The sequence below is a fragment of the Sorangium sp. So ce321 genome (assembly GCF_051530195.1).
Lineage (GTDB): Bacteria > Myxococcota_A > Polyangia > Polyangiales > Polyangiaceae > Sorangium.
This window is the reverse complement of sequence record NZ_CP150329.1, coordinates 10,852,522-10,879,357: the sequence shown is the minus strand read 5'-3', so window position 1 is coordinate 10,879,357 and position 26,836 is coordinate 10,852,522. Positions and strand designations below refer to the sequence as shown.

General features: G+C 71.5%; 24 protein-coding genes. 8 read left to right on the top strand and 16 right to left on the bottom strand.

Annotated features, from left to right (window positions below; all coding sequences use genetic code 11):
* The first annotated feature begins 9 nt into the window (after window positions 1–9).
* The 4 genes from WME89_RS40230 (at window position 10) to WME89_RS40215 (ending at window position 3,418) form a co-directional block, all read left to right on the top strand.
* Window positions 10–846 (top strand): HmuY family protein, encoded by an 837-nt coding sequence (locus tag WME89_RS40230; RefSeq protein WP_438004882.1) that lies wholly within the window; start codon window positions 10–12, stop codon window positions 844–846.
* On the top strand, window positions 843–2,630 hold the full coding sequence (locus WME89_RS40225; protein WP_438004881.1) for an MXAN_6640 family putative metalloprotease: 1,788 nt from the start codon (window positions 843–845) through the stop codon (window positions 2,628–2,630). Before WME89_RS40230 ends, WME89_RS40225 begins: the two co-directional genes overlap by 4 nt.
* 117 nt (window positions 2,631–2,747) lie before the next feature.
* Window positions 2,748–2,951: a hypothetical protein gene (locus tag WME89_RS40220; protein ID WP_438004880.1), complete on the top strand. Its 204-nt coding sequence runs from the start codon at window positions 2,748–2,750 to the stop codon at window positions 2,949–2,951.
* A gap of 38 nt (window positions 2,952–2,989) precedes the next feature.
* Window positions 2,990–3,418, top strand: a complete 429-nt coding sequence (locus tag WME89_RS40215) for an STAS/SEC14 domain-containing protein (RefSeq protein ID WP_438004879.1) — start codon at window positions 2,990–2,992, stop codon at window positions 3,416–3,418.
* Between the two features lie 2 nt (window positions 3,419–3,420).
* On the opposite strand, the gene WME89_RS40210 is transcribed toward WME89_RS40215, so the two are convergent.
* The 3 genes from WME89_RS40210 to WME89_RS40200 form a co-directional block, all read right to left on the bottom strand.
* Window positions 3,421–5,010, bottom strand: a complete 1,590-nt coding sequence (locus WME89_RS40210) for a S8 family peptidase (RefSeq protein WP_438004878.1) — start codon at window positions 5,008–5,010, stop codon at window positions 3,421–3,423.
* Between the two features lie 535 nt (window positions 5,011–5,545).
* Window positions 5,546–6,190, bottom strand: a complete 645-nt coding sequence (locus WME89_RS40205; RefSeq protein ID WP_438004877.1) for a hypothetical protein — start codon at window positions 6,188–6,190, stop codon at window positions 5,546–5,548.
* Window positions 6,191–6,675: 485 nt separating this feature from the next.
* On the bottom strand, window positions 6,676–7,155 hold the full coding sequence (locus WME89_RS40200; protein WP_438004876.1) for a hemerythrin domain-containing protein: 480 nt from the start codon (window positions 7,153–7,155) through the stop codon (window positions 6,676–6,678).
* 215 nt (window positions 7,156–7,370) lie between these two features.
* Here WME89_RS40200 and WME89_RS40195 point away from each other — a divergent pair, with 215 nt between their 5' ends.
* Window positions 7,371–8,006, top strand: a complete 636-nt coding sequence (locus tag WME89_RS40195) for an FMN-binding negative transcriptional regulator (protein ID WP_438004875.1) — start codon at window positions 7,371–7,373, stop codon at window positions 8,004–8,006.
* 202 nt (window positions 8,007–8,208) lie between these two features.
* On the opposite strand, the gene WME89_RS40190 is transcribed toward WME89_RS40195, so the two are convergent.
* The 6 genes from WME89_RS40190 to WME89_RS40165 form a co-directional block, all read right to left on the bottom strand.
* Window positions 8,209–8,931, bottom strand: coding sequence for a pirin family protein (locus WME89_RS40190; RefSeq protein ID WP_438004874.1), 723 nt, complete (start codon window positions 8,929–8,931; stop codon window positions 8,209–8,211).
* 126 nt (window positions 8,932–9,057) lie between these two features.
* Window positions 9,058–10,017 carry a GNAT family N-acetyltransferase gene (locus tag WME89_RS40185; RefSeq protein ID WP_438004873.1) on the bottom strand — a complete coding sequence of 320 codons (960 nt, stop codon included), beginning with the start codon at window positions 10,015–10,017 and terminating at the stop codon, window positions 9,058–9,060.
* A 55-nt stretch (window positions 10,018–10,072) separates the two neighbouring features.
* On the bottom strand, window positions 10,073–11,248 hold the full coding sequence (locus WME89_RS40180; protein ID WP_438004872.1) for a hypothetical protein: 1,176 nt from the start codon (window positions 11,246–11,248) through the stop codon (window positions 10,073–10,075).
* Complete coding sequence (locus WME89_RS40175; RefSeq protein ID WP_438004871.1) at window positions 11,245–11,475, bottom strand: acyl carrier protein; 231 nt, start codon at window positions 11,473–11,475, stop codon at window positions 11,245–11,247. Before WME89_RS40175 ends, WME89_RS40180 begins: the two co-directional genes overlap by 4 nt.
* A gap of 14 nt (window positions 11,476–11,489) precedes the next feature.
* Window positions 11,490–12,293, bottom strand: coding sequence for an acyltransferase (locus WME89_RS40170; protein ID WP_438004870.1), 804 nt, complete (start codon window positions 12,291–12,293; stop codon window positions 11,490–11,492).
* A gap of 260 nt (window positions 12,294–12,553) precedes the next feature.
* Window positions 12,554–13,624, bottom strand: coding sequence for a lysylphosphatidylglycerol synthase transmembrane domain-containing protein (locus tag WME89_RS40165; protein ID WP_438004869.1), 1,071 nt, complete (start codon window positions 13,622–13,624; stop codon window positions 12,554–12,556).
* Window positions 13,625–13,761: 137 nt separating this feature from the next.
* Between WME89_RS40165 and gor the strand changes: the two genes are divergently transcribed.
* Complete coding sequence (gor, locus tag WME89_RS40160) at window positions 13,762–15,186, top strand: glutathione-disulfide reductase (RefSeq protein ID WP_437659324.1); 1,425 nt, start codon at window positions 13,762–13,764, stop codon at window positions 15,184–15,186.
* 177 nt (window positions 15,187–15,363) lie between these two features.
* Window positions 15,364–15,954 (top strand): DUF420 domain-containing protein, encoded by a 591-nt coding sequence (locus WME89_RS40155; protein WP_438004868.1) that lies wholly within the window; start codon window positions 15,364–15,366, stop codon window positions 15,952–15,954.
* 47 nt (window positions 15,955–16,001) lie between these two features.
* Here WME89_RS40155 and WME89_RS40150 read toward each other — a convergent pair whose 3' ends face one another.
* The 7 genes from WME89_RS40150 to WME89_RS40120 form a co-directional block, all read right to left on the bottom strand.
* A complete protein-coding gene (locus WME89_RS40150) occupies window positions 16,002–16,670 on the bottom strand; it encodes a sulfite oxidase heme-binding subunit YedZ (protein ID WP_438004867.1) in 669 nt (222 codons plus the stop codon).
* Window positions 16,671–16,672: 2 nt separating this feature from the next.
* Window positions 16,673–17,704, bottom strand: coding sequence for a protein-methionine-sulfoxide reductase catalytic subunit MsrP (gene msrP / locus WME89_RS40145; RefSeq protein WP_438004866.1), 1,032 nt, complete (start codon window positions 17,702–17,704; stop codon window positions 16,673–16,675).
* A gap of 44 nt (window positions 17,705–17,748) precedes the next feature.
* Window positions 17,749–18,531, bottom strand: coding sequence for a DUF5995 family protein (locus WME89_RS40140; RefSeq protein ID WP_438004865.1), 783 nt, complete (start codon window positions 18,529–18,531; stop codon window positions 17,749–17,751).
* A gap of 1,179 nt (window positions 18,532–19,710) precedes the next feature.
* On the bottom strand, window positions 19,711–20,484 hold the full coding sequence (locus tag WME89_RS40135) for a succinate dehydrogenase/fumarate reductase iron-sulfur subunit (protein WP_437501812.1): 774 nt from the start codon (window positions 20,482–20,484) through the stop codon (window positions 19,711–19,713).
* Window positions 20,484–22,397 (bottom strand): fumarate reductase/succinate dehydrogenase flavoprotein subunit, encoded by a 1,914-nt coding sequence (locus WME89_RS40130; RefSeq protein WP_438004864.1) that lies wholly within the window; start codon window positions 22,395–22,397, stop codon window positions 20,484–20,486. The genes WME89_RS40135 and WME89_RS40130 overlap by 1 nt, the downstream gene beginning before the upstream one ends.
* A gap of 19 nt (window positions 22,398–22,416) precedes the next feature.
* Window positions 22,417–23,112, bottom strand: a complete 696-nt coding sequence (locus WME89_RS40125) for a succinate dehydrogenase cytochrome b subunit (protein WP_437659330.1) — start codon at window positions 23,110–23,112, stop codon at window positions 22,417–22,419.
* Between the two features lie 171 nt (window positions 23,113–23,283).
* Window positions 23,284–24,144, bottom strand: coding sequence for a response regulator (locus tag WME89_RS40120; protein WP_438004863.1), 861 nt, complete (start codon window positions 24,142–24,144; stop codon window positions 23,284–23,286).
* A 1,248-nt stretch (window positions 24,145–25,392) separates the two neighbouring features.
* On the opposite strand from WME89_RS40120, the gene WME89_RS40115 reads away from it, so the two are divergent.
* Window positions 25,393–26,703, top strand: coding sequence for a class I SAM-dependent methyltransferase (locus tag WME89_RS40115; RefSeq protein ID WP_438004862.1), 1,311 nt, complete (start codon window positions 25,393–25,395; stop codon window positions 26,701–26,703).
* The last annotated feature ends 133 nt before the right edge of the window (window positions 26,704–26,836 follow it).

Genomic DNA, 26,836 nt, shown 5'->3' with positions numbered 1-26,836 from the left:
ATGCCGCGCATGCGCACCTCCTCCGCTTCAGCGCTCCTCGCTGCCGGCTTCGCCCTCCTCTCCCTGTGCGCCTGCGGCTCCGACGACCCGCCGGCGGATCCCGGCGCGGGCGGCGCGGGCGCGGGCGGCGGCTCGAGCGCGGAGGGCGGCGGCGGCTCCGCCCCGGAGCCAGCGTCCTCGTGCACGGAGCCGACGCCCGTGCCCTGCGAGGACGAGGTCTTCCAGCAGATGAACTTCCAGTCGACCGTCGCGCCCGGGGGGATCGACAACGAGCCGGACGGCGACGGGTTCCGCTCGCTCGTCGACGCCACGGCGGGGGGCGCCTTCGCCTCCGAGCCCGACGCTTACGTCTATGCCCGCTTCACGGCCGAGGGCCTCGAGAAGGTCGAGATCTCGGACGAGGACGCGCTCGGATCCATGGCCTGGGACATCGCCTTCCGGCGCTACGTCGTGCGCATCAACAGCGGCCACTCCGGCCCGTCCTGCGTCTCCGCCGCGCGGCTCCCGGGCACGCCGGACTACGACGCGCTCACCGAGGCCCCCGGCGAGCTCAGGCTCCGCCGCGACGAGTACTTCACCACCGAGAGCTGCGAGCTCATCCCCGACGGCTCCGGGCTGGAGTCGCCCGCGACCGCGCTCTCCGGCTACTGGACGTACCCCGGCTGCGTGGCGATGAGCGGCCACGTCTACGTCGTCGAGCTCGCCGACGGCCGGAGGCTCAAGCTGACCGTCACGAGCTTCTACAACGAGGAGGCCCAGGCGCAGTGCCAGGAGACCGGGATGGTCCCGATGATGACGGACACCGGCGCCGCCAACCTCCAGCTCCGGTGGGCCTTCCTCCCGTGACGCGGAGCCCCGGCGAAGGGCGCCCCGCGCTGGCGCGCCGCCGCGACGGCGGCGCCGCTTCGTGCCGCCGCGACGACGGCGGCGCCGCTTCGTGCCACCGCCGCGCTGCCGCCCTCGTCGCTTCGTGCCGCCGCGCCGCCTGCTTCACGGCCTCGGTCGCCCCGGCGCTCGCCGCGCTGCTCGCGCCGGCGCTCTCGGCCTGTGGCGCCGACGACGCGGTCCCGGGGCCGCTCGACGTGCCCGCCGCGGCGCCGCTCGACCGGCCCGATACGCGCGGCGCCGACCTCCAGTTCCGGTTCGATCCGGACGACGTCGTCGAGACCTTCGCGTCGGCCTCCGGGGCCTTCCTGGTCCACTTCGCGCGCGAGGGGCGCAGCGCGGTGCCCGGCGCGGACGCCGACGCCTCGGGCGTCCCCGACTTCGTCGAGGAGGTAGCGGCCATCTACGACGAGGTGATCGTCCACTACCGCGACGTCCTCGGCTTCCGGCCGCCGAGGAGCGACGAGGACCTCGCCGACAACGGCGGCGACGGTCGCTTCGACGTCTACCTCGTCGACTTCGCCGGCGTCGGCGACGGCGTGTTCCGCGTCGACGCCTGCGCTCCGGACGAGGACCGCTGCGCCGGCTTCATGACCCAGGAGAACGACTACAGCGGCTACGACTACCCGTCGACGCGGACCGCGAACCGGATCCTCGGGAGCCACGAGCTCTTCCACGCGGTGCAGGCGGCCTACGATCACGGCCAGGACACGCTGATCACGGAGGGGACGGCGGTCTGGGCGACCGAGTCGTTCGACCCCTCGCTGCGGGACTTCGAGGGCTTCGTCGACGGCTACCTCTCGAACACCGATCGATCGCTCGACGTGCCCATGGTCGGCCCGGTCGACCCTTTCAGCTACGGGAGCGCGCTCTTCTTCCAGTTCCTCGACGAGCGCTTCGGCGACGGCACGGTCCGCGCGCTCTGGGAGCGCGTCGAGGACGGCGCTTCCGGCGAGGCGGACCCCGTGTGGTTCGAGCAGCTCGACCCCCTGCTCTCGTCGCAGGCGCAGACGACGTTCGCCGAGGCGTTCGTGGAGTTCGCCACCTGGAACCTGCTCACCGGCGCCGCCGCGGATCCCGAGCGCTCCTACGCCGCCGGGGCCGGCTACCGGGGGCTCGCCCCGCAGGCGGTCGAGGCGCCCTACGCCGACCGGCTGCGGGTCTTCCACGCGTCGGCGCAGTACTTCAGCGTGCCGCCGGGCGGGCGCGCGACCATGACGGCCGCGCTCGCGGCGCCGGCGGACGACCCGGCGCAGCTCGACGGCCTCGCCCTGCTGCTCGCGCCGCGGCGCGGCCGCGCGTACGGCGAGGTCGTGCGCGCCGGCGACGTCGCCGGCGGCGAAGCGCTGATCGACATGGCCGGCGCCGATGGCCTGGCCGTGATCGTGGTGAACGGCCTGCAAGAGGGGGAGTCGCGCAAGCCGACGCTGTGCATCGGCACATCGGACGAGGTCACCGCATGCCGGGCCGCTGCGGAGGGCGGGGCCGGCGGTGGTGGCGGCGGCGGTGGCAGTGGCGGTGGTGGTGGTGGCGGCGGGGCCGGCGATGGCGGCGAGGCGCCGCCGGAGGACACAGGCGGCGTGGCCGACGAGGGTTGCGGCTGCCGCGTCGGATCGCCGGCCGCCGCGGTCGGCAGCTCCGCTGCGGCCGGCAGCGCCGCGCTCGGCGCTTCGCTGCTCGGGCTTGCTGTGCGCCGGCGCAAGCGCAGGGGGAGGCCTCTCGCCGGGCGGCGTCCGCTCGCGTGACGCCGCGCACAGCGGCGCTCGCGGCCGTCTGTTCTGGCTGACGCCAGGCGCCAGCAGGCGAGCGCGAGCAGGTCGACTGGAGTCTGCGGTCGCACACAACCCATCACGGTGGACGAGATGCGCACAGCGCGCCTCGACGTCGTCGCGATCATCGGGGCGGCGTTCTCCGTTCGCGTCGACGCGACGCTCGCCACGAAGGGCGTACAGCTCCTCACCTCACGATCCTATCCGGTGGAGTTCTTCGACACGGAGCGCGAGGCGCGCGCGTGGCTGCTCGCGCAGCGGGACGCGCTCCGGGCCAGGCGGCGGCCGCTCACGTGAAGCAGCCGCCGGCGACGGCGAAGCGCTAGCATGCTCGCATGAGCGATCCCGGCGCCGAGGACGCGAGCTCCTCTCTTCTCCGCGAAGATTCCGACGGTTTTCTGTTCACCGTCACGGTGGGCGACATCTCGGAGGACACGGCGCGCGCGATCGCCGCCGCGTGCCGGCGCCTGATGGACAGCGGCCGCGAGGTCCTCGTGCTCTCCGATGCGAGCCGCACCGGCACCATCACCCCGTCGGCGCGCAAGGTGATGGCGGACAGTCTTCGCGGCGTGCGCTTCGACGCGATCGCGGTCTTCGGGGGCAGCTTCCCGCTGCGCGTCGTCTCGACGCTCGCCGCGAAGACCGTCCAGATCCTCACCGGGCAATCCTATCCCGTCGAGTTCTTCGCGACGGAAGCCGAGGCGCGCGCGTGGCTGCTCGCGCGACGGGACGCGCTCCGGGCCAGTCGGCGATCGCTCGCGTGACGTCACCCTCCGCGGCGCGCGCGGGCCGCGCGTCGCCCGCGCACCGCCGCGGCCAGGCCGAGGATCGCCGCGGCCGCCAGGCCGCGCCGCTCGCCTGAGGGAGCGCCCGCCGCCGCGCATGCGCAGCCGACCTGCTCGGCCGCGTCGGGGCCGGGCTCGCCGTCTCCCTCCAGCGGCGGGGGCGGCGGCTCGTCCCCCAGCAGCTCCCTGAGCGCCGCGACAGGGTCGATGATCCCGTGCCCGAAGATGGGGTCGTGCCCGCTCTCGTCCGGCACCGCGTACGGCGCCGGCCGGGCCGTGCGGATCATGACGTCGTAGAGCTCGCTCGCGGTCCGCTCGGGCGCGGCGCTCACGAGCAGCCCCGCGACGCCGGCCGCCACCGGGCACGCCGACGAGGTCCCCCCGAAGAGCGAGGTATAATCGGTCGGGCTGTCTCCCTCGCTCCCGGCGATATCAGTGCTCAGCGTCCCGGTGGGCGCGACCAGATCGATGGAGCTCCCGCGGTTCGTGAACGACGTCTGCTCTTCCAGATGGTTGACGGCGCCCACGGTGAGCACGCCCCGCACGGCCTGGAGCTCGTCGTCGTTGATCTCCCGGTCATCGTTGCCGGCGGCGAAGAGGACGAGCGCCCCCTTCCCGTCGCGCCCGGCGTCGAAGAGCCGGTCGATCGCGTCCTCGACCACCCTGGGGACGGGCATCGGCTCGGCGTATCCCCAGCTGTTCGACACCACCGAGGCGTTCACTTGCAGCGCGAACTCGAAGGCGTCGACCGACTGGGAGATGGGCCGCGGCTCGTCGTCGAGCAGCCGCACGCACCGCACCCTGCAGGCCGGGCAGCCGCCCGCGATGCCCACGCCGTTGTCGGTGTCGGCCGCGACGAGGCCTGCGCAGGCCGTCCCGTGGCTCACGCCGTCCTCGCCCGGCTTGTAGGTGGGGTCGTCGTCGCCATCGATGACATCCCGGCCCGGATCCATCTTCGCCGCGAGGTCTGGGTGGTCGAGGTCGCAGCCGGTGTCGACGACGACGATGGATGTGGACGCGTCTCCTCGCGTGCGCCCCCAGGCCTCTTCCATCCGGAGGTCGTCGAAGTACCACTGTCCGGGAAGTCGCGGGTCATTCGGCGTGAACGGCGCCCCGCGCGCGACGAGGCGGACGTGGAGGTCCGGGATCGCCTCGCGCAGGAACGCTGGCCGCGCCGCGCCCTGCAGCCGCTCGGCGAGGTCGAGGCCGTCGCCGCCGCTGGTGTCCTTGACGAGCCACAGCCCGATCGAGGGCATCAGCGGCCTCACCACCTCCACGCCCGCCGCGGCGAGCGCGCCCTCGGCGCCCGGCTCGACCTCCACGATCGCGGTCGCGCCAACGCTCGCCTGGACCGTCCGGCCGCCGGGGTAGTGGAGCCGCACCGGCGCGAGCACGGCGCCGGTCGCGCCCAGCGCAGCCGGCCCGAGCCGCTCGGCCGAGACGCGCCGCCCGCCATCCAGGAACGACGCCGTCCGCGCCGCGGCCGGGCTGGCGAGGGCGTCGCCGGCCCCGGCCGCCAGGAAAAGGAAGAGCGCCGCCGAGAAAAGCGTGGTGAATCGCTTGCGTCTCATCGCTCTCCTGGATGTACAGGACCGCACGGCGTCCTGCCAGAGCCGCTCTGGAGCGGTGCCCGGACGAGAAGGAGAGAGCCGGCAAAGGCGAAGGGAAGAATAGAATTTTTCATCTCCTCGGCTTCGCGTTCCTGGTGTCCTGGTGAATTCTTCTCTCGATCTCATCAGTCCAATCGGATTCCTTCCCTGCGCCCCGAGGTTGTCTCCGGCGCATGAGGAGAGGATGAGATTGCGCGGCACGGGGGCTCCTGCCGGACTCGGGTGCCCCTCGCGCGTGGGGCTCACTCTGGACTGAGCATTCTGGAACGAACGGTCCAGAATGATCCGCCCGCTGGCAGCAGGGCTCAAGCAGGGGGGCCTGCCCGGCGGATCGAGCATTCTGGAACGAACGGTCCAGAATGATCCGCCCGCTGGCAGCAGGGCTCAAGCAGGGGCCTGCCCGCGCCGCGCAACTACCAGCTGTGCTCCTCTGGCCGGGCAGCTCGCCACCCGCAGCGCAACCAGGGAACCAGAGACGTACGTGAGCGGCGAGGTATCAGCGCTTCTCGGCGCCGCGGATCACCATCGATGCGAGCAGGTCCCGCAACCTCGCGAGGTCCTCCCGGGCTGTTCCGTCGGGGAGCCCGGCGATCCGCGTCGCGACGCGCTCCAGGAACTGCTGCCTCGCCCGCTCATAGCCCGGCGCGAGCTGGTCGTGCAGCGCGCAGGTCACGAGCTCCTGGTCGAGCTGCCGCCAGAAGAACTTGCCTTCGACGGTCGTGGCGCAGAGCCGCCCCGTGAAGCCGACCACCGCGCGCGCCCCCGCGTCGAGGAGCCGGTCGAACAGCGGGCCGCTGGCGGTCTCGCCGCAGCAGAAGTAGAGCACGCGACCGCGCGCCCAGAGCTCGATCTCCGGCGCCGGGCTCTCGTGCGATAGCAGGATGCCGTCCGGCGACTCGTCGTCGACAACGCAGCTCGTCCTGCCGTGGGACGACACAACGATCGCGCGGAAGGGGTTGCCCGCGCCCTCGGCTCGCGCGATCTGGCGGAGTATCCGCCGCCGCTCCGCGCTGGCGCGCCCGAACGGTACGATGGAGAACTGCTCTCCCATGCGACCATAGAGCTGCGTCCGGCCCGTCGCGAACCAGGCGCTGTCGGGGTCGAAGGATGTGTCAATCGAGAGTACAGGTCGAGCAGTCATCCTACCTCCTTCGAAGGTTCCCCGTGCGCGCCGCGCGTCGACGATGATGCTCGCTCGCGCCGGCGACCGCCAGCGCCGTTCGCGCCAGCGGCGCCGGGGAGCAGGCGCATGGTATCAGGCACTCTCCACCGGCTCCTCCGCCATGTGCCTTGTCGCCGATGCCATCCCGGACTCCTGCCGCGAGACTCGCGGCAGGGTACGATAACAACGGTAAGGGAAACCCTTCTACAAAAATCGTATTGCGCCGGATGGAATTCTCGCCGCGAAGACAGCGCGTGGCCAGTGTTAGCGGCGTGAGCGACATGAGCGGCGTGCGTGACGTGCGTGGCGTGCGTACCGTGAGCCGAGGCACGCGCGCATTGCATCATGATGTCATTCCAGCATCCAGCCAGCATCCAGCACGCTCGCGCGCGGCCGGCTCGCGAGGGGCAGAGCCGCGGCTCCGTCCCGCGCCGCCGGTCGGCGCGGGACGATCGCCGCGCTGTTCACGGAAGGGGTGCTGCCTCCTCGGTCTGGCCCAGGACGAGCTTGCGGGGCTCGCCGCGTCGCAGCTCGCCCATCCTCGCCTGCATGGTCTGCCCGAGCTCCTCGCGCCCGGCCTCGTCGAGGAGCTTCTTCACCTTGGGGAAGAGGTGCTCTTCCTCCTCCTTGTGGTGGTGCTCGAGCTGCTCGGCGAGCACGTGGAGCTTGGGCCCGAACTTCTCGTCCGTCGTCTCGAGCGCCAGCAGATCGGCCAGCACGCGCTTGAGGGACAGGTGCTCCTCCAGCGACTCGAGGAGGATATCTTCGGTGCGGCGGGCCCTGACCGCCGGGTAGAAGTGCTGCTCCTCGACCGTGATGTGCGTGGCGAGGAGGTCGGCGGCCGTGGAGAACTGCTCAGCGGTGACGGAAGATGCCTTTTTCAGCCCGGAAAACTGCTCTTCGAGCTCGCGGTGCTGGCGTTCGAGAAGGTCGATGGCGTCCATAGATCTCTCTATGTAGCGGGAGCCGTCCCTGGAGCAAGCCGGGCCGCGCCTGCGGAAGCCCCGCGACGCGGCGCTCGTTCCGGCGCCGCGCGCGGCTTGTCAGGAGCAACCCGCGCGTCGTACAGCCCTTCGGAGGGTGCCGACGCCGACCTCAGGCGCGGCGCCGCGCACGGGGCCAGGTGACCCGCGCGGCGGGGCGGGTGTAAGCTCCGTGAATGTACTCGCCCGGATCCTTCCTGGAGACTGACATCGATCGGCAGTTCGATCTCATCGAGGCACACAGCTTCGGCTGCCTCATGGTGCAGGACGAGCAGGGAGGTATCGAGATCGCTCATCTGCCCTTCGTGCTCGATCGCGGCGCGGGGCCCCACGGCCGCCTCCGCGCCCACGTCGCGCGCGCGAACCGCATCTGGCGGCTGGCGACGGAGGGCAGGCCGCTCGTCGCGGTGTTCTCGGGGCCGCACGGGTACGTCTCGGCGCGGTGGTACGAGGAGCCCGGAAGGCAGGTGCCGACCTGGAACTACGCCGTCGTGCACGCCCACGGGCGCGCGGCAGGGCCGATGAGCGACGAGGAGCTGACAGGGCTGCTCGACGACCTCACCAGCATCCATGAGCGCGGCGCGGCGGAGCCCTGGAGCACGCGCGGGCTCGATCGCGCGCTCCACGAGAGCCTGCTTCGGGGGATCGTGGGGTTCTCGATCGCGATCGAGCGCCTCGAGGGCAAGTTCAAGCTGAGCCAGAACCGCTCGCCCGCCGACCGCGCGCGCGTGCTCCGCGCCCTCGGCGAGCGCGGTCAGCCAGACGATCTCGAGATGATGCGCCTGATGACGCCGAGCGACGAGGACCGGTGAGCGGACCGCCGCGCCGACTCGTGCGCTCGATCCTCGCTGACCGGCGTGCGCGGCGTGCGGCACCTGGCGCGGGGCGCGCGCAGCGCTCCGGCTGCCCTCGCCGCGACACCCCGCTCTCTCCTCGGTGACCTCGCGCGGCAGCGGCGAACACACCGCCTCTCCCCTCGGTGACCTCGCGCGCGGCAGCGGCGAGGCCCGCGCTTCAGGCGAGGTCGAACAGCAGCACCTCGCCCGGGTCCTTCCCGACCAGGCGGAGCGCCCCGCCCGCCGTGATCGCCGCCGCGTCCCCCGCCTCGAGCAGCGTCCCGTTCAGCTCGACGCTGCCGCGCGCCACGTGGACCCAGGCATTCCGCCCTTGTGCCAGCTCGTACCGCGCCTCTTGCCCCTGTCCGAGGAGCCCCACGAACAGGCTCACGTCCTGGTGGACGGTCACCGAGCCATCGCGCCCGTCCTGCGAGGCGACCAGCCGCAGCTTGCCTCGGCGCTCCTCCTCGGAGAACGCCTTCTGCTCGTAGCTCGGCGTGTACCCGCGCCGGTCCGGCAAGATCCAGATCTGCAGCAGGTGGGTCACGCCCGACTTCGAGGCGTTGATCTCGCTGTGGTACACGCCCGTGCCGGCCGACATGCGCTGGACCTCGCCGGGGCGGATGGTCGAGCCGTTCCCCATGCTGTCCTTGTGCTCGAGCTCCCCCTCGAGAACATAGGTGACGATCTCCATGTTCTGGTGCCCGTGCGTCCCGAACCCGCGCCCCGGAGCGACGTAGTCGTCGTTGATGACCCGCAGCGCCCGGAAGCCCATGTGGTCCGGGTCCTGGTAGTCGGCGAACGAGAACGTGTGAAATGACTGGAGCCAACCGTGATCGGCATAGCCGCGCTCGCTGGATCGACGGATCTGCATGGCCTGCGTGGAAGAGCTGTTGTTCATGAGACCCAGCATGCGCCCGCCGATCCATCTTGTGAATCGGCATTCACTTCATGGATCCCATCTGCTCCGGAGATGGTTGCCTCGCCTCGCCGCGCCTCGCCTTGCCGGGAGTCGCCTCGCCTCGTTTCAGACGACCTCGAGGTTGGTCACCTCGGCGTCGAGCCACGGCGCGCCGTCGGGGTGCACGACGAACGCGTCGAAGGTCGCGCCCGTCGCGCGCGCGCCGGCCGGCCTGAGCTGGTCCTGCGGGACGATCGCGAGGTTCGGCGCGCTCACCACCGGCACGGTCGCCTCCCCGGCGAACGCCTCCGACGCCGCGCGCAGCACCGCCGCGACCCGCTCGGCGGTCGGCTCTGGCAGGTAGAGCGCGTCGACGGTCGGTACCCGGTCGACGCGCGCGGCCGTCGCGATCTCGGACAGGAACACCGCCGCGGCGCCGACGGCTCGGCCGGCCTCCTCGACGCGCAGCAGCCTGCGCGATCGCGGGTCGCGCAGGCTGTGCTCGAGCTGCGCCGCGTCGGGCGCGGACCAGAGGACGCGCACGCCGTCGCACGCCGCGATCGCCGCGAGCACCTCGTCCACGGCCCCCGCTGGCGTGGCCACGGCCTGCGCCGGCCTGGCGCTCGCCCGGGGGACGAAGCCGTGGTTCTGGCACGCGGCCAGCGCCTTCAGCTTGAACCCCGCCTGCTCGACGGCCTTGAGGAGCACACGCCGGGCGGCCACGGAGCGCGCCTCCACGAACACGACGATCGGCAGGCCGGACCCGCGAAGGCCGTCGAGGAGCTCCGCGTACAGCCGGCTCGCCAGCCCTTGCCCCTGGAACTTCGGCCGCACGCTCACGAACGAGAGCACGTACCCCTCGGACGCGGCGCCGCGGAAGCGGAAGCGGCGCGGCGCGGCGCCGATGAAGCCGGCCGGCTCCCCGCCCTCGCGCGCGAGCACGGCCCGCGGCGCCGGGCCGGGGAAGCCGAGCTGCCACCTCAGGTAGTCGGCCGTGTAGTGGAGCGCCGGCGGCGCCCACGCCTCGCGCAGGACAAGGCTGGCCTCCTCCGCCACCGCGACCGGGTCGACGTGCTCGAGCTGCATGGCCGCGAGCCTGGCAGAAACACCGAGCAAACGGAACTGCGCGCCGGCCTCGTAACTAGAGGTTGGCCATCTCCGGGGCGCGACGCACGATGTCCGGCCAGCCGGCCGGGTCGTTGCCGTGCTGGGCGAGGAACGCGTAGACCCACCGCTCCAGGCCGAACGCGATGCACACGCTGTGCATCGGGCCCGCGCCCTCGACGTTGCAGCTGAACGCGCGGCCGAAGAAGTCGGTGTGGTAGTTCAGCGAGCCGGCCGCCACCCGCTCGCCCTCCGGGAGCATCAGCGAGATCTCGTACTTCGTCTCGCTGCTGATCTGGAAGTACGTCTTGGCGGCCGCGTCCGGCGCGATGAAGAACGGATCGCTCGCCGTCCGGATCTCGCCGGCCAGCCGGTGCTCGTCGAGGTAGCGCGCCACGAGCTCGTTCCCCTGCTCGCGCAGCCCGAGGACGTTCTCCCGCGAGCCGAGGAAGACGATCTCCCGCATCGTGAACTCCCAGAGCCGCCGCAGGTCGACCATCTTGCTCGACTCGTAGCGGAAGCAGCGGCCCGCGAGCGCGTAGCGCGCGCCGCCCGCCGGCAGCACGCGGTCCCGGTTCGCCGCGTACACGTGGTAACAGACCGCCGGCGAGAGGCACACCTCCGGGGGCGCCATGTCGCTCAGCGCGCGCTCGTCGAGCGAGTCCCGGTCCTGGTGCCGAGCCCGGAAGTCCTCGATGCGCGGCATGTCCTCCGGCAGGTGGCACGTGAACGTGACGATGTGAGGAAAGGAGCGGAAGTAGTCGCACTTCGCCAGCGTCGCGGCCGGGATCAACGTCGGCACGAGGATCGGGCTCGGCGAGAAAGGCGCGCCGAGCGCCTCCAGGGAGCGATCGAAGTAGCGGTAGAGCCGCAGCGGGATACCCTCGAGGGCGACCTGGCCCTGCCCCATCTGCGTGACGCCGTCGGGGAGCGCGCCGCCGCGGAACTCCACCCTGTCGCACGCCGGGCTGCGGTACACGAGCTTCCGCGTCAGCGCGCGCAGGCTCCGCTGCATCGTGCGCGCGAGGCCAGCGGCCGCGCTCGCGAGGTCGCCCGCGCGCTCCTCGGGGGCCTCGAACTCGAGCGCGGCGCCCTCGCGGACGAAGCGGATGTTCGAGATCTCCTTCGACAGGAAGGCGATCTGCTTCGGGATCTCCTCCTGCGCCATCTCGGTCGCCGGCGTCGCGAGCTCGACGGTGACGGTCTTCCTCACGGGGCAAGCTCCTGGATCAGCTGGCTCAGCGCGCGCGGCGTGCGGGCGACGCTGAACTTGTCGTCGGGCAGGGTCACGTTGAACCTGTCCTCCAGCTCGGTGAGGAGCTGGAGCGCGCGAATCGAGGAGAACCCCGCGTCGTAGATGTCGTCATCGGGCTTGATCGCAGCGGGGAGGCTGCCGACCGTGACGATGACCTCGATCACCTTCTCCACCTCAATCGCCATCAAGAGCTCCAGGGTTAAGATGCGCTGTCGGACAGCGAGCGCCTCGCCGCGTCCTCCGCGCCCTTGCTCCTTGCATCGGAGCGGTCCGCGGCGGGCTCGACGAGCGGCGGCGGCGGCTCGGTCCGGAGTGATGCCACCCGGCGCGCCGGGTTGCCAGCGACGACGGTGTACGGGGGGACATCGGCCATCACGATCGAGCCTGCCGCGACGACGCTGCCCTCGCCGACCGTGACCCCGGGGAAGATCATCGACCGGGCGCCCAGCCAGACGTTGTCCTCGATCACGACGGGCCTCACCTCGCTGTCCGCCGGCGGCAGGCCCCGCTTCCGGTCCTCCGGGTCGCTGGGGTGGCCGCTCGAGTCGAGGATGTAGACGCTGCCCGCGATCCGGCAGTGCTTGCCGATGGTGATCGACTTGCCGACGATGATCCGGCAGTCGTGCCCGATCCCGGTGTTGTCGCCGATCCGCAAGGTCGGGCGGTCCGAGAAGCGCGCGGCGAAGACGAAGTTGATCTTGCCGTCGAGCACCACATTGTCGCCAAGGATGATGTCGCCCCGCCCCTGGATGTAGTGAATGAAGTTCCCCGTCCGGACGCCCTTGCCGTACTGCGTGCAGTACGACTTGAAATGCGGCTCGCAGACGAGGACGCGAGCGCCGAAGTAGTACGCGTCGCGCGCCGCCTCGAACGCCACGCGCGCCGGGAGCACGACCGGCCGCGGCGCAGGCAGCGTGAACGTGCGGACCTGATGCCGCACCTGGCGCACGGCGCGGGCGACGCTGTGATCGGACGAGGCGAGGAAGCGATAAAGGTTCTTCATGGACGGTGGGCTCTGCCCGGATCGACCGAGCAGCGATGTTCAGCGGGGGGCGCCCGTCAAGAGCGGAGAAAGACGCAGCGAGGTACCGGAGCCTATCGCTCCAGGCTTGTCGCGTCGACCATTCTCTTGGTTGTCCGCTCAGCGACTCCTATTCAATGCCGTGACAGCCCGTTGCCAGATCGTTGTCCGCGCTTTGTCCGTGTCCGTTCGTACTTAGCAAATACCGTGACAACGCCAGCAGCGAGCCGCGTCAGGCCGCGTCATGCAGGCTCGCTTCGAGCAACGCCGGAGCCCGCGTCGCCGGAGCCCGCGTCGCCCGCCGCGCCGGAGCCCGCCGCCCCGGTGACCCGTTTCGCCTCCATGTGGGGCAGAGCGCCACGGAGCAGGGCCAGGCCGAGCGCGGCCTCGACCAGGGTGAGCGCCACGGCCCACGTCGTCGTCGTCGCGGCGACGGCCGCCAGGCGCTCCTCGCGCGTCGCGCCGGCCGCGAACCGCTCGAAGAGCGCGGCGGCGAGCACGTCGCGCGTGCCGAAGCCCTGCGGGGTGAGGGGGAGCGTCACCGCCACCATCAGGATCGGGATGTAGGTCAGGGCGGCCGCGAAGGGGATGCGCACGCCGAAGAGCCCGAAGGGCAGCCAGGTGCCGACGAACAGCACGAGGAGGTGGGGCACGCGCGCCGCGAGGGCGATGAGGTGGCCGCGCACGCCCGCCTCGAAGAGCGGGGCGAGGAGCTTCGTGCGGGCGAGCCGGGCAGGGCGCAGCGCGAGGATCGCGAGGTAGAGCACGCCGGCGCCGAGGAGCAGGGCGGACCCGGCGAGCGGACCGCCGTTCGCGGGCACGGCGACCGCGCCGAGCAGGAGCAGGCAGCCGAGCCACGACGCGTAGACGACGAGCGTCGCGCCGGCGACGCGCGCGAGCGGCACGCCGTGCGCGCGCGCGAGGAACACCGTGATGAACGCCTGACCGACGTGGTGGTTGAGCAGCGACGGGAGATAGGACGCGCCGCGGAGCACGAAGAAATCGCGGAAGGCGACGGGCGCGATCAGGCGGCGGTAGACGAGCACGGTCGCGAACGTGTCGGCGGCGAGGAGCGCGAGGATGAAGACGGCGGCGAAGGCGCCGAAGAGCGGGGCGTCGACGCGCGACAGGGCGGCGCGGAAGGCGCCGAAGTCGAGCCGGCCGAGGACGAAGGCGACGAGCCCGATCGCCAGCGCGAAGGGCAGGGCGCGGCGCGCGCGCCCCCAGAGGCGCGGCGCGCGCGGCTCGGGCAGCGCGCCGCCGCGCGGCGACGGGGCCGCGGCGAAGGTTCCGGTGTGGGTCGAGGAGCGCAACGGCGGGACGGTAGCAGAATCCCCGCCGGTGTGGCCGGAAGGAGCGGCGCCTCTCGGACCGCCGCCCCCGCCGCCGGCGCCCCGACCGGCGTACGCTGCGCGGCGACCGCGCCCCGCATGGGGCATAGTCGTCCACCATGTCCAAGTACGATTACGATCTGTTCGTCATCGGCGCCGGCTCCGGCGGCGTGCGCGCAGCCCGCATGTCCGCTTCCTTCGGCGCACGGGTCGCCGTCGCCGAGTCGCGCCACCTCGGCGGCACCTGCGTCAACCTGGGGTGCATCCCGAAGAAGCTCCTCGTCTACGCCTCGCACTACGCCGAGGACTTCGAGGACGCCGCCGGTTACGGCTGGACGGTGCCCGGCCACGGCGCCGGCGGGAGCGGGCACGCCGGCCCGTCGTTCGAGTGGTCGACGTTCCTCCGCAACAAGAACAAGGAGATCGAGCGCCTGAACGGCGTCTACGAGCGGCTGCTGAAGAACTCGGGCGCCGACATCCACTGGGGGCAGGCCAGGGTCGTGGATCCGCACGCCGTCCAGATCGACGGCGCCACGATCACCGCCGAGCGGATCCTCGTCGCGACCGGCAGCTACCCCTGGATCCCCGACCTGCCGGGGCGCGAGCTCGCCATCACCTCCGACGAAGCGTTCCACTTCCAGACGATGCCGCGGCGGGCGGTCATCGTCGGCGGCGGCTACATCGCGGTCGAGCTCGCCGGCATCCTGCACGGGCTCGGCGCCAGGGTGTCGCTGATCCACCGCGGCATGCACCTGCTGCGCGGCTTCGACGACGACATCCGCGCGTTCCTCGCCGCCGAGATCCAGAAGAAGGGCCTGGACCTCCACCTCGGCGCGAGCGTCGAGAGCATCGAGCGGCGCGGCGACGGGCTCTGCGCGGCGCTCGCCGACGGCACCGAGCTCGAGGCGGACTGCGTGCTGTACGCGACGGGGCGCCTGCCGAAGACGAGGGGGCTCGGCCTCGAGGAGGTCGGGGTCGAGCTCGACGAGGACGGCGCGGTCGTGGTGGACGACGCGTTCCAGTCGTCGGTCCCGTCGATCTACGCGCTCGGCGACGTGATCTCTCGCGTGCAGCTCACGCCCGTCGCCATCACGGAGGCGATGGCGCTCTCGAAGATGCTCTTCCGCGGCGAGCCCGCGCGCGTGGACTACACCGGCATCCCGACCGCCGTCTTCAGCCAGCCGAACGTCGGCACGGTCGGCCTCTCCGAGGCGCAGGCGCGCGAGCACCACGACGTCGCCGTCTACGTCTCGATCTTCCGCGCGCTCAAGCACACCCTCTCCGGGCGCGACGAGAAGACGATGATGAAGCTCGTCGTCGATCGCGCGACCGATCGGGTGCTCGGCGTCCACATGGTCGGGCCGGACGCGGGCGAGATCATCCAGGGGTTCGCCGTCGCGCTGAAGTGCGGCGCGACCAAGGCGCAGTTCGACGCGACGATCGGCATCCACCCGACCGCGGCCGAGGAGTTCGTGACCATGCGCGAGCCGCTGCGGAACGCGGATCGCAGCCCCCCGATGGGGATCGCGCCGAGCTCCGCGTAGCCCGCGGGCGCGCGGGCGTCAGCGCGACGCCGGCGCCCGCACGCGCCTCGGCCCGTGCGCTTCGATCTGCATCGGTCAGCTTCGGTCGCCCCGGTTCGCTTCCGTCCGCTGCTGCTCGCTCGCTCGCGCTCGAGCCCGCTCGCCCGCCCGCGTTCGCGCCCAGCGCGCTCCTCTGGTATGGACCGCGCGATGTCGACCCACGCCTCGAGCCCCTTGAAGCCCGTCGGCCTGCTCACCCGCACCAGCGACAGGTCGTTCTACGTCTTCAACGCCGTGCTCTCCGCGGCCGCGCTGGCGTTCCTCGCCTATATCCTCATCATCCGGCGAGGCGCGGGCGGCGCCGATCTCCGCTTCATGCCGCCGCTGAACGCCGCCCTGAACGCGACCGCCGCCACGCTGCTCGTCGCGGGCTGGCTCGCGATCAAGCGCCGCGCGGTGGTCGTGCACAAGTACCTGATGGTCTCGGCGTTCGTCGCCTCGTCGCTGTTCCTCGTCGGCTACCTCGCCTACCACTTCGTCCACGGCGACACGAAGTACCAGGGCACCGGGCCGCTCCGCGCCGTCTACTTCGCCGTCCTCATCTCGCACATCGTGCTGTCGGCGGGCATCGTGCCGCTCGCGCTGACGTCGTTCTACTTCGCCTACAAGGCGAACTTCGCGAAGCACGCCCGGGTCGCGCGGGTGACGCTGCCCCTCTGGCTCTACGTGTCGGTGACGGGGGTGCTCATCTATTTCATGCTGCGCGGGAGCCCGCCGGCGGTGCCCTGAGCGCGCCGCGGCCGCTGTCGGCCTGGCCTGACGTCGCGGCGCAGGGCTCAGCGCCGCGCCGCGCGCCTGTGCAGGACGGCGCTCGCGACGCGCACGGCGAAGAGCAGCGCGAGCAGCGCCGCGTAGATCATCGGCTCCGTCGCGTCCTTCTTCACCCGGAGGAAGAAGTGCACGACCCCGAGGACGGCGGCGACGTACGCGAGGCGGTGCAGGCGCTTCCAGCGCGCGGCGCCGAGGCGCTTCAGCATGCGCGCGGTCGACGTCGCCGCGAGCGGGACGAGCAGGAGGAGCGCGACGAAGCCGGCGAGGATGAAGGGCCGCTCCGTGATGTCCTCGACGATGGCGCGCACGTCGAGCCCCTGATCGACGCCGGCATACGTCAGGAAGTGGGCGCACGCGTAGAAGAAGGCGAGGAGCCCGAGCGCCCTGCGGATGCGCAGGGGGAACGTCCAGCCCGAGACGAGCTTGAGCGGCGTCGCCGCCAGCGAGGCGATGAGCAGCACCAGCGCGAGGAGGCCGAGCTGGTTCAGCGCCTCGGCGACGGCGTTCGGGCCGAGCGCCCCGGTGAAGGCGCGCAGGCCGAGCACGGCCAGCGGGATCAGGCCGCCCGTGACGATCGCGGGCGGGAGCCAGGGCTGCTTCCTGCGCGGCGGCGCGGCGGCGCGCGGCGGCGACGCCGCCTTCACCGCCCTCACCGCTTCGATCGGCGAGCTCATCTTCAGAAGCTCTCCCGCAGGTCCATGCCGCTGTACAGGCCCGCGACCTCCTCCGCATAGCCGTTGAACGGCAGCGTCTGGCGGCGGCGCAGCTCACCTATCCTCCGCTCGGTCGCCTGGCTCCAGCGCGGGTGAGCCACCGCGGGGTTCACGTTCGCGTAGAACCCGTACTCGTCCGGCGCGGCCTGGCTCCAGGTCGTCCTCGGCTGCCGCTCGGTGAGCTTGATGCTCACGATCGATTTGCACCCCTTGAACCCGTACTTCCACGGGACCACCAGGCGAAGGGGCGCTCCGTTCTGGCCAAGCAGCGATTTGCCGTAGAGGCCCACCGCCAGGAACGTCAGCGGGTGCATCGCCTCGTCGAGCCGCAGCCCCTCGACATAGGGCCAGTCGAGGACGTCGCTCCGCTGCCCGGGCAGCTGCGCCGGGTCGAGCAGCGTGGTGAACTGGACGTACCGGGCGCGCGAGGTCGGCTCGAGGCGCCGGAGCAGCGCGGCCAGCGGGAACCCGAGCCAGGGGATCACCATCGACCACGCCTCGACGCAGCGCATACGATAGACGCGCTCCTCCAGGGGGAACCACCGGAGGAGGGTGTCGAGGTCGATGACCTCGGGCTTCTTGAGCTCCCCCTCGCACGCGACGGTCCACGGTCGGAGCCTGAGCCGTCCGGCGTTCTCGGCCGGCTCGGACTTGCTCAGGCCGAGCTCGTAGAAGTTGTTGTACGAGACGATGGCCTCGTAGTCCGTCCGCGGTTCGTCGGTGACGAACGGGCTCCTGCCGCTCGCGGCGCTGGGCGGCGGCGCGGCGCCGGGGAGCGGCGGCGCGCTGTCGTCACCGGCGCGCGCGCCCTCACCGCCTGGCGCGGCGACGTCCGCCACGCCTGCCGAGCCGCCCGTGAGCCAGACGAGGCCGCCGCCCACGGCCGAGGCGGTGCCGGCGAAGAGCGCCGCGTTCTTGAGGAGCTCGCGCCGGCGCATGTAGAGCGCTGGAGGGGTGATCTCGTCGGCGGGCGGCTCCTTGGGCAGCTGGCTCATGCCCCCATTCTACGATCGCGCCGGGCTCCGGTTTCGATCCGCGATCAAGCGGCCCTTGACAGGAGCCGGAGCGCCGCGCCAGGCGTGTGGTGGAGCGACGGCAGCGCGAGCACCTGCGCGATGCGCGCGGAGCGCTGCTCCACCGCGCGGGTGAGCGCCGCCCGCTCGCCCGCGCCGCCCGCCGCGAGCAGGGCGAGGACGTCGGCCCAGACGCGCTCGCGCCAGCGCGAGAGCATCTCCATGGCCACCCAGGTCGCGAGGTCGGGGGCGTTGTCGTGGAAAAAAGTGCTCAGGGCGCAGCCGTGCCGGGCGGCGAGGCGCTCGAGCGCCTCGGTGACCGCGAGGCGGAGCAGCGTATTGACCTGATCGTGATCGTGCTTGAGCCGCGCGAGCATCCGTGCGTCGCGGCCGTGCCCGAACTCGACGACCGTGGCGTGGATCCCGAAGACCAGATCGTAGTTGATGTGGGCGCTGAAGCCGAGCAGCGCGTTCTGCACGGGAGGCGTGAACCGGGATGACGTGCTCGCGTACGCGACGTGCCAGGCGTCGCAGTCCTGCGCCACGCCCCGCTCGGACCAGCGGAGCGTCTCGAGGTACCGCGTGCAGAAACGGCCGGCGAGGCGCGAGATCCACGCCGGCTCGAGGAACATGCCGTCGGGCCGCTCGACCTGCGCCGCGACAGCGCGCGTGACGATCCCGTAAACGTCGGTGAACGCCGCGCGGCGGTCGCCCGCGGCGATGAGCCGGTCCGTCACGGTGTCGAGCACAACGGCGGCATCGTGGACGCTCTTTGGATACAGGTTCAGGCCGTCGATGCAGCTGCTCATGAAGTCCCCTCCTACTTCTTCGCTCTCAGATAGACCTGTTCTGATGTTCCAACTCCCGCATCCGACCACCTCGTCGCCCCGGCGCGGCGTCGCCGGCCCGCAGCGCGAACAGTGCAGAGGCGCCGGCCGGCGGTCTGCCCGGCCCGGTCGACCCGTCTGCGGTCCCGGTGCGCGTCGTCCCCATGTCGAAAGCGGATCTGCGGACCCGCCGAGAGATAGATCGCCGCGTGTGGTGCCCTGCTTCTCCTACTGCCGGCCCCCCTCTCGACCGGCTCCTCGCAGAAGAGCGATGATCTGATGCGATCCTGGCGCGCTCGCAGCGGGATGCCCCCCCCTCGCTGCGGCGCTCTAGGTTCAATCTACTCTACGACACGGGGTGGGGTGACCACAATTGCCTTATGAAGCATGCTCCCGTTCGGGACAGCTTCCGAGGCTATTCGAACTAGCGAGCTCGAACAAGCGGCTGTTGACCCTGACACGTTTCTTTGTCGCGCGGGAGAGCCCCACGTCATCTTCCCGGTTGCGCTGCTACTGGAGTGTCTAGGGTTCGTCGCATTTGGAAGGTCGCCATCGCCACTCCCGTAGACGCAAATCGCGGCGAGATGTTCTTGAAACAAGCCGAGTGGTTATCCCACTTTGGCTGTACGGTCTGCTCATGATTCGCGACGACGGTTTAGGAACTCCCTGAGTCGACGCTCAGGAGATTCCTGATCGGTTGCCCACAGGCCCCGCGCAATTCCCGCCTATTGGTAAAAATCGCGGGAGGACGATACGGATTTTTATCCGTTGAGGACGTTCTTGAGGCCTGCTGGCGTGCTGACAGCGCCAGGGTTCGCCTGTCATGGCACGACGCGTACAGGGGTGACCCCGGTGCCTAGGCTGCGCAGCCTGCTTCCGCGGCCGGGGGAGGGGGGGCCTGACCCGGAGGCGGCGGCCGCGGGGCTCGCAGGGGCCGGCCGCGGCGCGGCCTCTCGACGGCGCCCGGGCCAGCGGGCGCGCGACCGCCCCGCGGCGGCGCCGCGCGCCCGTGCGGTGAGACGGCCGCGACGGGGCGCCTGCGTCCGTGACGTGTGTGGACGTGTGGGGTGGGGGGGCTTCGCCGGAATCGTGCTGAAATTTGCTGAAACGAGGGCGCGTCAGCCTCCGGTCGAGGCCGGCGCTGCGGCGTGTCCGCGCGCTTCAGCCGGTGCCGCCCTTGGCCTGCTGCTCGCGGTGGCGCAGCGTCGCGCGCAGGTAATCGCGGTTCATCTGCGCGATCACGTCGAGCGGGATCTCCTTCGGGCAGACCGCCTCGCACTCGCCGACGTTCGTGCAGTGGCCGAAGCTCTCGACGCGCATCTGCCCCACCATGCTGAGGCTCCGCTGATCGCGCTCCGGCTGGCCCTGCGGCAAGAGGTTCAGGTGCGTGAGCTTCGCCGCGGTGAAGAGCGAGGCCGACGCGTTCGGGCACGAGGCGACGCAGGCGCCGCAGCCGATGCAGGCGGCCGCGTCCATCGAGCGCTCGGCGACCGGCTTCGGCACGGGGATCGCGTTGGCGTCGGGCGCGCTGCCGGTCGGCACCGAGATGTAGCCGCCCGCCGCCACGATCCGATCGAACGCGCTGCGATCGACGGAGAGGTCGCTCACCACCGGGAACGCCTGGGCCCGCCACGGCTCGAGCCACAGGACATCACCGTCCTTGTAGTGTCGCATGTGCAGCTGACACACGGTCGTCCCACGGAGGGGGCCGTGTGCCTGGCCGTTGATCATGAAGCCGCACATGCCGCAGATGCCCTCGCGACAGTCGTGATCGAACGCGATCGGCTCCTCTCCCTTGAGGATGAGCCGCTGATTGAGCACGTCGAGCATCTCGAGGAAGGACATGTGCTCGCTGGCATCGGGCACCTCGTACGTGACGAACCGGCCCGCTTCGTACTTGCCCTTCTGCCGCCAGACATGGAGGGTGAGGCGCATTATTTGTAACTCCGCTGCGTGGGGTGAACCTCGTTGAACTGGAGCGGCTCCTTGTAGAGCTCCTGGGCCTGGCCTTCGCCTCGCCAGCCCCAGGCGGCGACATAGGTGAAGTTCTCGTCGTCGCGCTTCGCCTCGCCCTCGGGCGTCTGGTGCTCTTCCCGGAAGTGCCCGCCGCACGACTCCTCGCGGTTGAGCGCGTCGCGGCACATGAGCTCCGCCAGCTCGAAGAAGTCGGCGACGCGCGCCGCCTTCTCGAGCTCCTGGTTGAAGCCGGTGCCGGTGCCCGAGACGCGGACGTCGCGGTGGAACTGCTCCCGGAGCTCCGGGATCCGCGCGAGCGCGCCCTTCAGCCCGGGCGCGTTGCGCGCCATCCCGCACTGCTCCCACATGATCTTGCCGAGCTCGCGGTGGAACGAGTCGACCGTGCGCGAGCCGCTCGTGGCGAGCAGCTTGTTCAGCCGGCCGCTCGCGTCGCGCTCGGCGTCCCTCACCGCGGGGTGGAGGTCGTCGACCCGCTCGAGCTTCGTCGACGCGAGGTAGTCGCCGATCGTGTACGGGATGATGAAGTAGCCGTCGGCCAGGCCCTGCATCAGCGCGCTCGCGCCCAGGCGGTTCGCGCCGTGGTCGGAGAAGTTCGCCTCGCCGAGCACGTAGAGGCCGGGGATCGTGCTCATCAGGTTGTAGTCCACCCAGAGCCCGCCCATCGTGTAGTGGATGGCCGGGTAGATGCGCATGGGCACGGCGTACGGGTCGTCGCCGGTGATGCGCTCGTACATGTCGAAGAGGTTGCCGTAGCGCTCGGCGATCGCCGGCTTGCCGAGGCGCCGGATCGCGTCCGAGAAGTCGAGGTACACGCCGAGCCGCGTCGGCCCGACGCCGCGGCCCTCGTCGCACACCGCCTTCGCCGCGCGCGACGCGACGTCGCGCGGCACGAGGTTGCCGAAGCTCGGATACCGGCGCTCGAGGTAATAGTCCCGCTCGCCCTCGGGGATGAGCTCCGGCGAGCGGGTGTCGCCCCCGTTCGCCGGCACCCAGATGCGGCCGTCGTTCCGGAGCGACTCGCTCATGAGCGTCAGCTTCGACTGGTAGTCGCCCGAGACCGGGATGCACGTCGGGTGGATCTGGGTGAAGCAGGGGTTGCTGAACAGCGCGCCGCGCTTGTGCGCCCGCCAGATGGCCGTGCAGTTCGACCCCTTCGCGTTCGTCGAGAGGAAGAAGACGTTGCCGTAGCCGCCCGAGGCGAGGACGACCGCGTCGCCGAGGTGCGTCTCGAGCGCCCCGGTGATCAGGTTGCGGGTGATGATGCCGCGCGCCTTGCCGTCGACCACGATGAGGTCGAGCATCTCGGTGCGCGGGTACATCTTCACCTTGCCGAGGCCGATCTGCCGCTCGAGCGCCTGGTAGGCCCCGAGGAGGAGCTGCTGCCCCGTCTGCCCGCGCGCGTAGAACGTCCGCGACACCTGCGCTCCGCCGAAGGAGCGGTTCGCGAGCACGCCGCCGTACTCGCGCGCGAACGGCACGCCCTGCGCGGCGCACTGGTCGATGATGTTCACGCTGATCTGCGCGAGCCGGTAGACGTTGGCCTCGCGCGCGCGGTAGTCGCCGCCCTTCACGGTGTCGTAGAAGAGGCGGTAGATGCTGTCGCCGTCGTTCTGGTAGTTCTTCGCGGCGTTGATGCCGCCCTGCGCGGCGATGCTGTGGGCGCGGCGCGGAGAGTCCTGGAAACAGAAGCTCTTCACGTTGTAGCCGAGCTCGGCCAGGGTCGCGCTCGCCGCGCCCCCGGCGAGGCCGGTGCCGACGACGAGGATCGTGTACTTCCGCTTGTTCGCCGGGTTGACGAGCTTCAGGTTGAAGCGGTGCTGGTCCCACTTCTTCTCGATGGGACCTTCGGGGATCTTCGCATTGAGCTGCATGGTGACGGACGCTCCGGGCTCAGCGGACCAGGCCGAACAGGACGGCCAGCGGGATGGAGGAGAAGCCGACGACGAGCAGGACCGACGACGCGGCCGCGAGCTTCCTGAGCGCGGGCGTGTAGCGGGGATGGCTGAGGCCCATCGACTGGAACATGCTCCACGCGCCGTGGTAGAGGTGCAGCCCGAGCAGGCCCATCGCCACGACGTAGGCAATCGTCACGGGCGCCGAGCTGAAGGCCTTCACGACGTTGTCGTAGGCGTCGAGCGGCACGAAGTCCGGGTGGACGGTGCCCGTCGTCAGGTGGAGCAGGTGAAAGAGGATGAAGGCGGCGAGGAAGCCGCCGCTCAGCAGCATCGTGCGCGCGGCGATGTTCGGGTGCCTCTGCCCCTTCACCTGGTAGCGGACCGGCCGGGCCGCGCGGCTGTGCAGCGTCAGCGTGATGCCGGTGTAGAGGTGGACGACGAGGGAGAGGAAGAGGACCAGCCGCGTCCCCCAGAGCAGCGAGGGCGTCCCGTGGAGGAAGGCGGCATAGTCATTGAACTTCTGTCGGCCGAGGTAGACCTGGAGGTTGCCGGCCATGTGGCCGATCACGAAGCCGAAGAAGACGACGCCGCTCAGCGCCATCGCGAACTTCTTGCCGACGAGATCCCGGTAGAAGAGCGCGACGCGCTGAGCCCTGGTGGGGAGAGTCGATGGGGCAGCAGTGGGGCTCATCGCTCCCCTCCTTTAGTGGGGTGCGAACGCATTAGCCAGAGGGAATCTCGCGCGAGATCGCCGAAGAATTTGCGGGCGTGGGCCGCAGATCTCGGCCCGCGCGCCGGCCGGGGGCGCGCGCTGTCCGGGCTCCGCGCGGCGGGGGCGCGCTGTCCGCGCGGCGCGCGGCGGTCAGGCGGCGCGCGGGCCGCGCGCGCGCTGTACCTTGTGGCCGTAAAACGCGAGCGCGAGCTGGATCGCGAAGATGCCGATGGCCTGCTCTTCCTGGCTGGTGAACGGCGGCAGGCGCTCGTCGCGGAGCACCACCAGGCCGCCAAACAAGCTCTCGCCCAGGCGGAGCGGCGCCACGATCGCGGCGCCGAAGCGATCGCCCTCCGCGGTGCAGAGCAGGTCGGGGGCGTCGTCCGCGGACAGGCGGACGGGGGCCAGCGCGCCCTCGAGCTGACCGGCGAGCCGCGCGATGAACGCCGCGGGCACCTCCACGCCGGAAGCCGCCTGGTACAGCGCGGGCCCCTGATCGAGGGCGAGGGAGAGGGCTGCGCCGGTTGTGTAGACCACCTTCGCCGCGAGATCCACGGCGCGCTCCGGGAAATCATCCCGCGACAGGGACGCGGCCAGGGCCGCGCTCGCCTGGTGGACGGCGGCCACGGCGTCGAGGTGCGTGCGCAGCATCGCCGCCCCGAGCCGCCGCTTCATGTCCTCGATATTATATGGCTTTTCGAGGATGTCGTAGGCGCCGCTCTCGATGCACGCCACCGCGGCCTGGGCGCTGGAGCACGCGGCGCCGACGAGGATCTCGAGGTCCGGGCTGATCGCCTTGAGCGCGGCGATGATCTCGGCGCCTTCCATGCCGGGCGCCCGCACGTCGGCGACCGCGAGGTCGAACCGGCGCGCCCTGACGAGCTCGATCGCGGCGCGGCCGCTCTCCGCGCAGGTGACGTCGAAGCCGCCTTCGCTGAGCTCGACCGCAAGCCGGTCGAGGACTCTCTTCTCGGCGTCTACCACGAGCACATGGGGTCGGGCCTGGCTCACTGATGCCTCCTCCTCTGGTGTCCACAAGGGGTGGCCGCGCCGCCTCGCCGTCCGGCGCCGCCGTGATCGCTCGATGGCCACGTCTCGGTCGCGGCCGATGTCGCTCTCCATCCGGCGGGGATCTCTTCGTTCTCCACCGGCCGCCGAAGTCCGCCTACGGTCCAATAGAGCCTGTATTCCAGCGAAACGGAAGCTGAAGTGGCGTCGCCGCCATTCTCCTTGACAGGGCGCGGCGTCGCGCTTCCGGCGCGGATGTGCTCCGGTATACCGACTCGTGCGGGCCGCGCGCGCAGCTCGCGCGCCGCGCGCGCTCGTCCTGGAGCGCGGATCGCGCGCGCTCGTCGCAGGGAGAGGAGCGCAGCGGAGGTGCGCGCGTGGAGGCCTGTCTCGCCGAGCCGCCGCGGAGGTCGCGCGCCGATCACCGGGCGACCTCTGCGCCCGCGCGACCGCGACGTCTCTGCACGAGCGGTCGCGGCGGTGCTCGTGGGTGTGGCCGCGCGTGAGGTCGTGGTCGTGCGCGCGGCCGTGATCGTCGTCGCGCGCGGCCGCGCGGGTCGCGGCCGCGCCCACCTCGGCGATCCTCTGCCTCGCCAGCGCCGCGCGCGCTCCGGCCCGAGGACATCGCGTCCACCAGCACGAGGCGCACGAGCGACGCGTCGTCGGCAAGCGCGACGCCGACGCCTCCGCTCGTCCCGCGAGGCGCTGCCGGCTGCCCGCTGTCGAGGCGCGATCGGTGGACCTGGTCGATGCTCGGGCCCGAGCGGCGCGGCGATCCGGTGAGGCGCCCCGCGTGCTCGCGGGCCGGCGCGCGTACCACGGACCGCCCTCCGGCGGCGAGCGCTTGCTGCGCAAACCGGCGATGGAGACCCGAGCCGGCGGCAAGGCAGGGAGAAAATCGAGTCATCTCCCCGACTTCGCGGCTTGGACTCACCCATTCGTCGGGAACATGAAACCTTCCGGACACGGAGGCGTTATCGGGACTCTCCCGAAGACACCTCTCTCTATCAGGATCATCCTTAAGAATCCTCGGATGCAGCCGCGAGCTTGATTACGTTCGTCCTGTCATTGACGACATCGAATGCCCTGGTTGTCCGCGTGCCGTTGCGGGCGTCTCGAGGCTCGTTGTCGGGCGCTGGACGAATGACATGTCGCTTGACGGGAAAGCTCAGCTCAGCTCAGCTCGTCGAGCGGCCGGGGGGTCGCGGAGGGGGTCCGATGTTCATCGTGAGGAAGGGCGAAGTTCCGCTGTTGTCCCGTCGTATCCAGGAGGCGGCCTCACGCCTGCTCGAGCGCCATGACGGGACCCCGATCGAGCTGCGCTTCTGGGGCGGCGAGCGGCTGCGCTTCGGCGCGGGCGCGCCCGCGCTCTCCGTGACGTTCAGGACGCGGCGGGCGCTCTGCGCGGCCGCGCTCCGGGGCACGCTGGGGCTCGGCGAGGCGTACATCCGTCGCGAGGTGACCTTCGAGGGGGATCTCGAGGACGCGCTCGCCGGCCTCTTCGAGCTCGCGCGCGCCGCCGAGGCGCGCCTGCCGCGCCTCGCGCCCTCGTCGTCGCTCGAGCTCGGCGCGGCCGACGTGCTCGACGCGCTCGGGCTCGGGTGGCTCTCCGGCGCGGCGAAGCGCGAGCGGCTCGCGGTCGAGCGTCATTATGGGCTCGGCAACGACTTCTACGCTCTTTACCTCGACAGGCGCCTCCAGACGTCGTGCGGCTACTTCAGCTCGCCGGGCGAGGCGCTCGACGACGCCCAGGCGCACAAGATCTCCCTCGTCGCGCGGAAGCTCGCGCTGCGGCGCGGGCAGCGGCTGCTCGATCTCGGGTGCGGGTGGGGGCACCTCATGCTCCACGCCGCGGAGGCCTACGGCGTGCAGTGCCTCGGGATCACCCTCTGCGAGAACCAGGCGAGGTACATCCGCGAGCAGGCGGCGGCGCGCCGGCTGCCGGTGGAGGTCCGCGTGATGAGCCACGAGGAGGTCGAGGACGAGCCCCGGTGGGATCGGCTCGTCTCGCTGGGGTCGATGTGCCACGCCGGCGAGCGCCGGATCGAGGTGTTCTACGACCGGGTGAAGGCGCTGCTCGCCCCGGGCGGCGTCTGCCTCCTCGAGAGCGTCACGAGGGCACAGGAGTCGCCGTGGACTGACCCCTTCCTGCAAAAGCACATCTTCCCGGGCTACTGGCCTCCGTCGCTCCGGGGGATGACGGCGCGCGCCGAGGAGCGCGGCCTCGGCGTGCTCGACGCGGAGAACCTGCAGCGCCACTCCGAGCTCACGGCGCGCTGCTGGCGCCGCAACTTCGTGGAGAACCGGGACAAGATCGCGCGGGTCACCGGCTTCGACGCGGCCTTCATGAGGAAGTGGGAGTTCTACCTCGCGTGCGCCGCCGCCGCGTTCCGCACCGGGCACCTGAGCTTCATCCAGATGGTGCTGTCGAACGGCGCGCCGCGCGACTATCCGCTCGCGCGCGAGCCGCTGTACGCCGCGGAGGAGCCCTCGCCGCGGGAGCGCGCGCCGATCGTCCCGGCCGTGCACTTCAGCGCGTGGGGGGCGGCCGCGCCGTCCTGAGCCGCCGGCCGCGCCGTCCCGAGCCGCCGGCCGCGCCGTCCTGAGCCGCCGGCCGCGCCGTCCAGCCCCGCCGGGTGCCGTCCAGATCCGCCGGCCGCGCCGTCCTCACCGGCGCGCGCGGAAGATCTTGTGA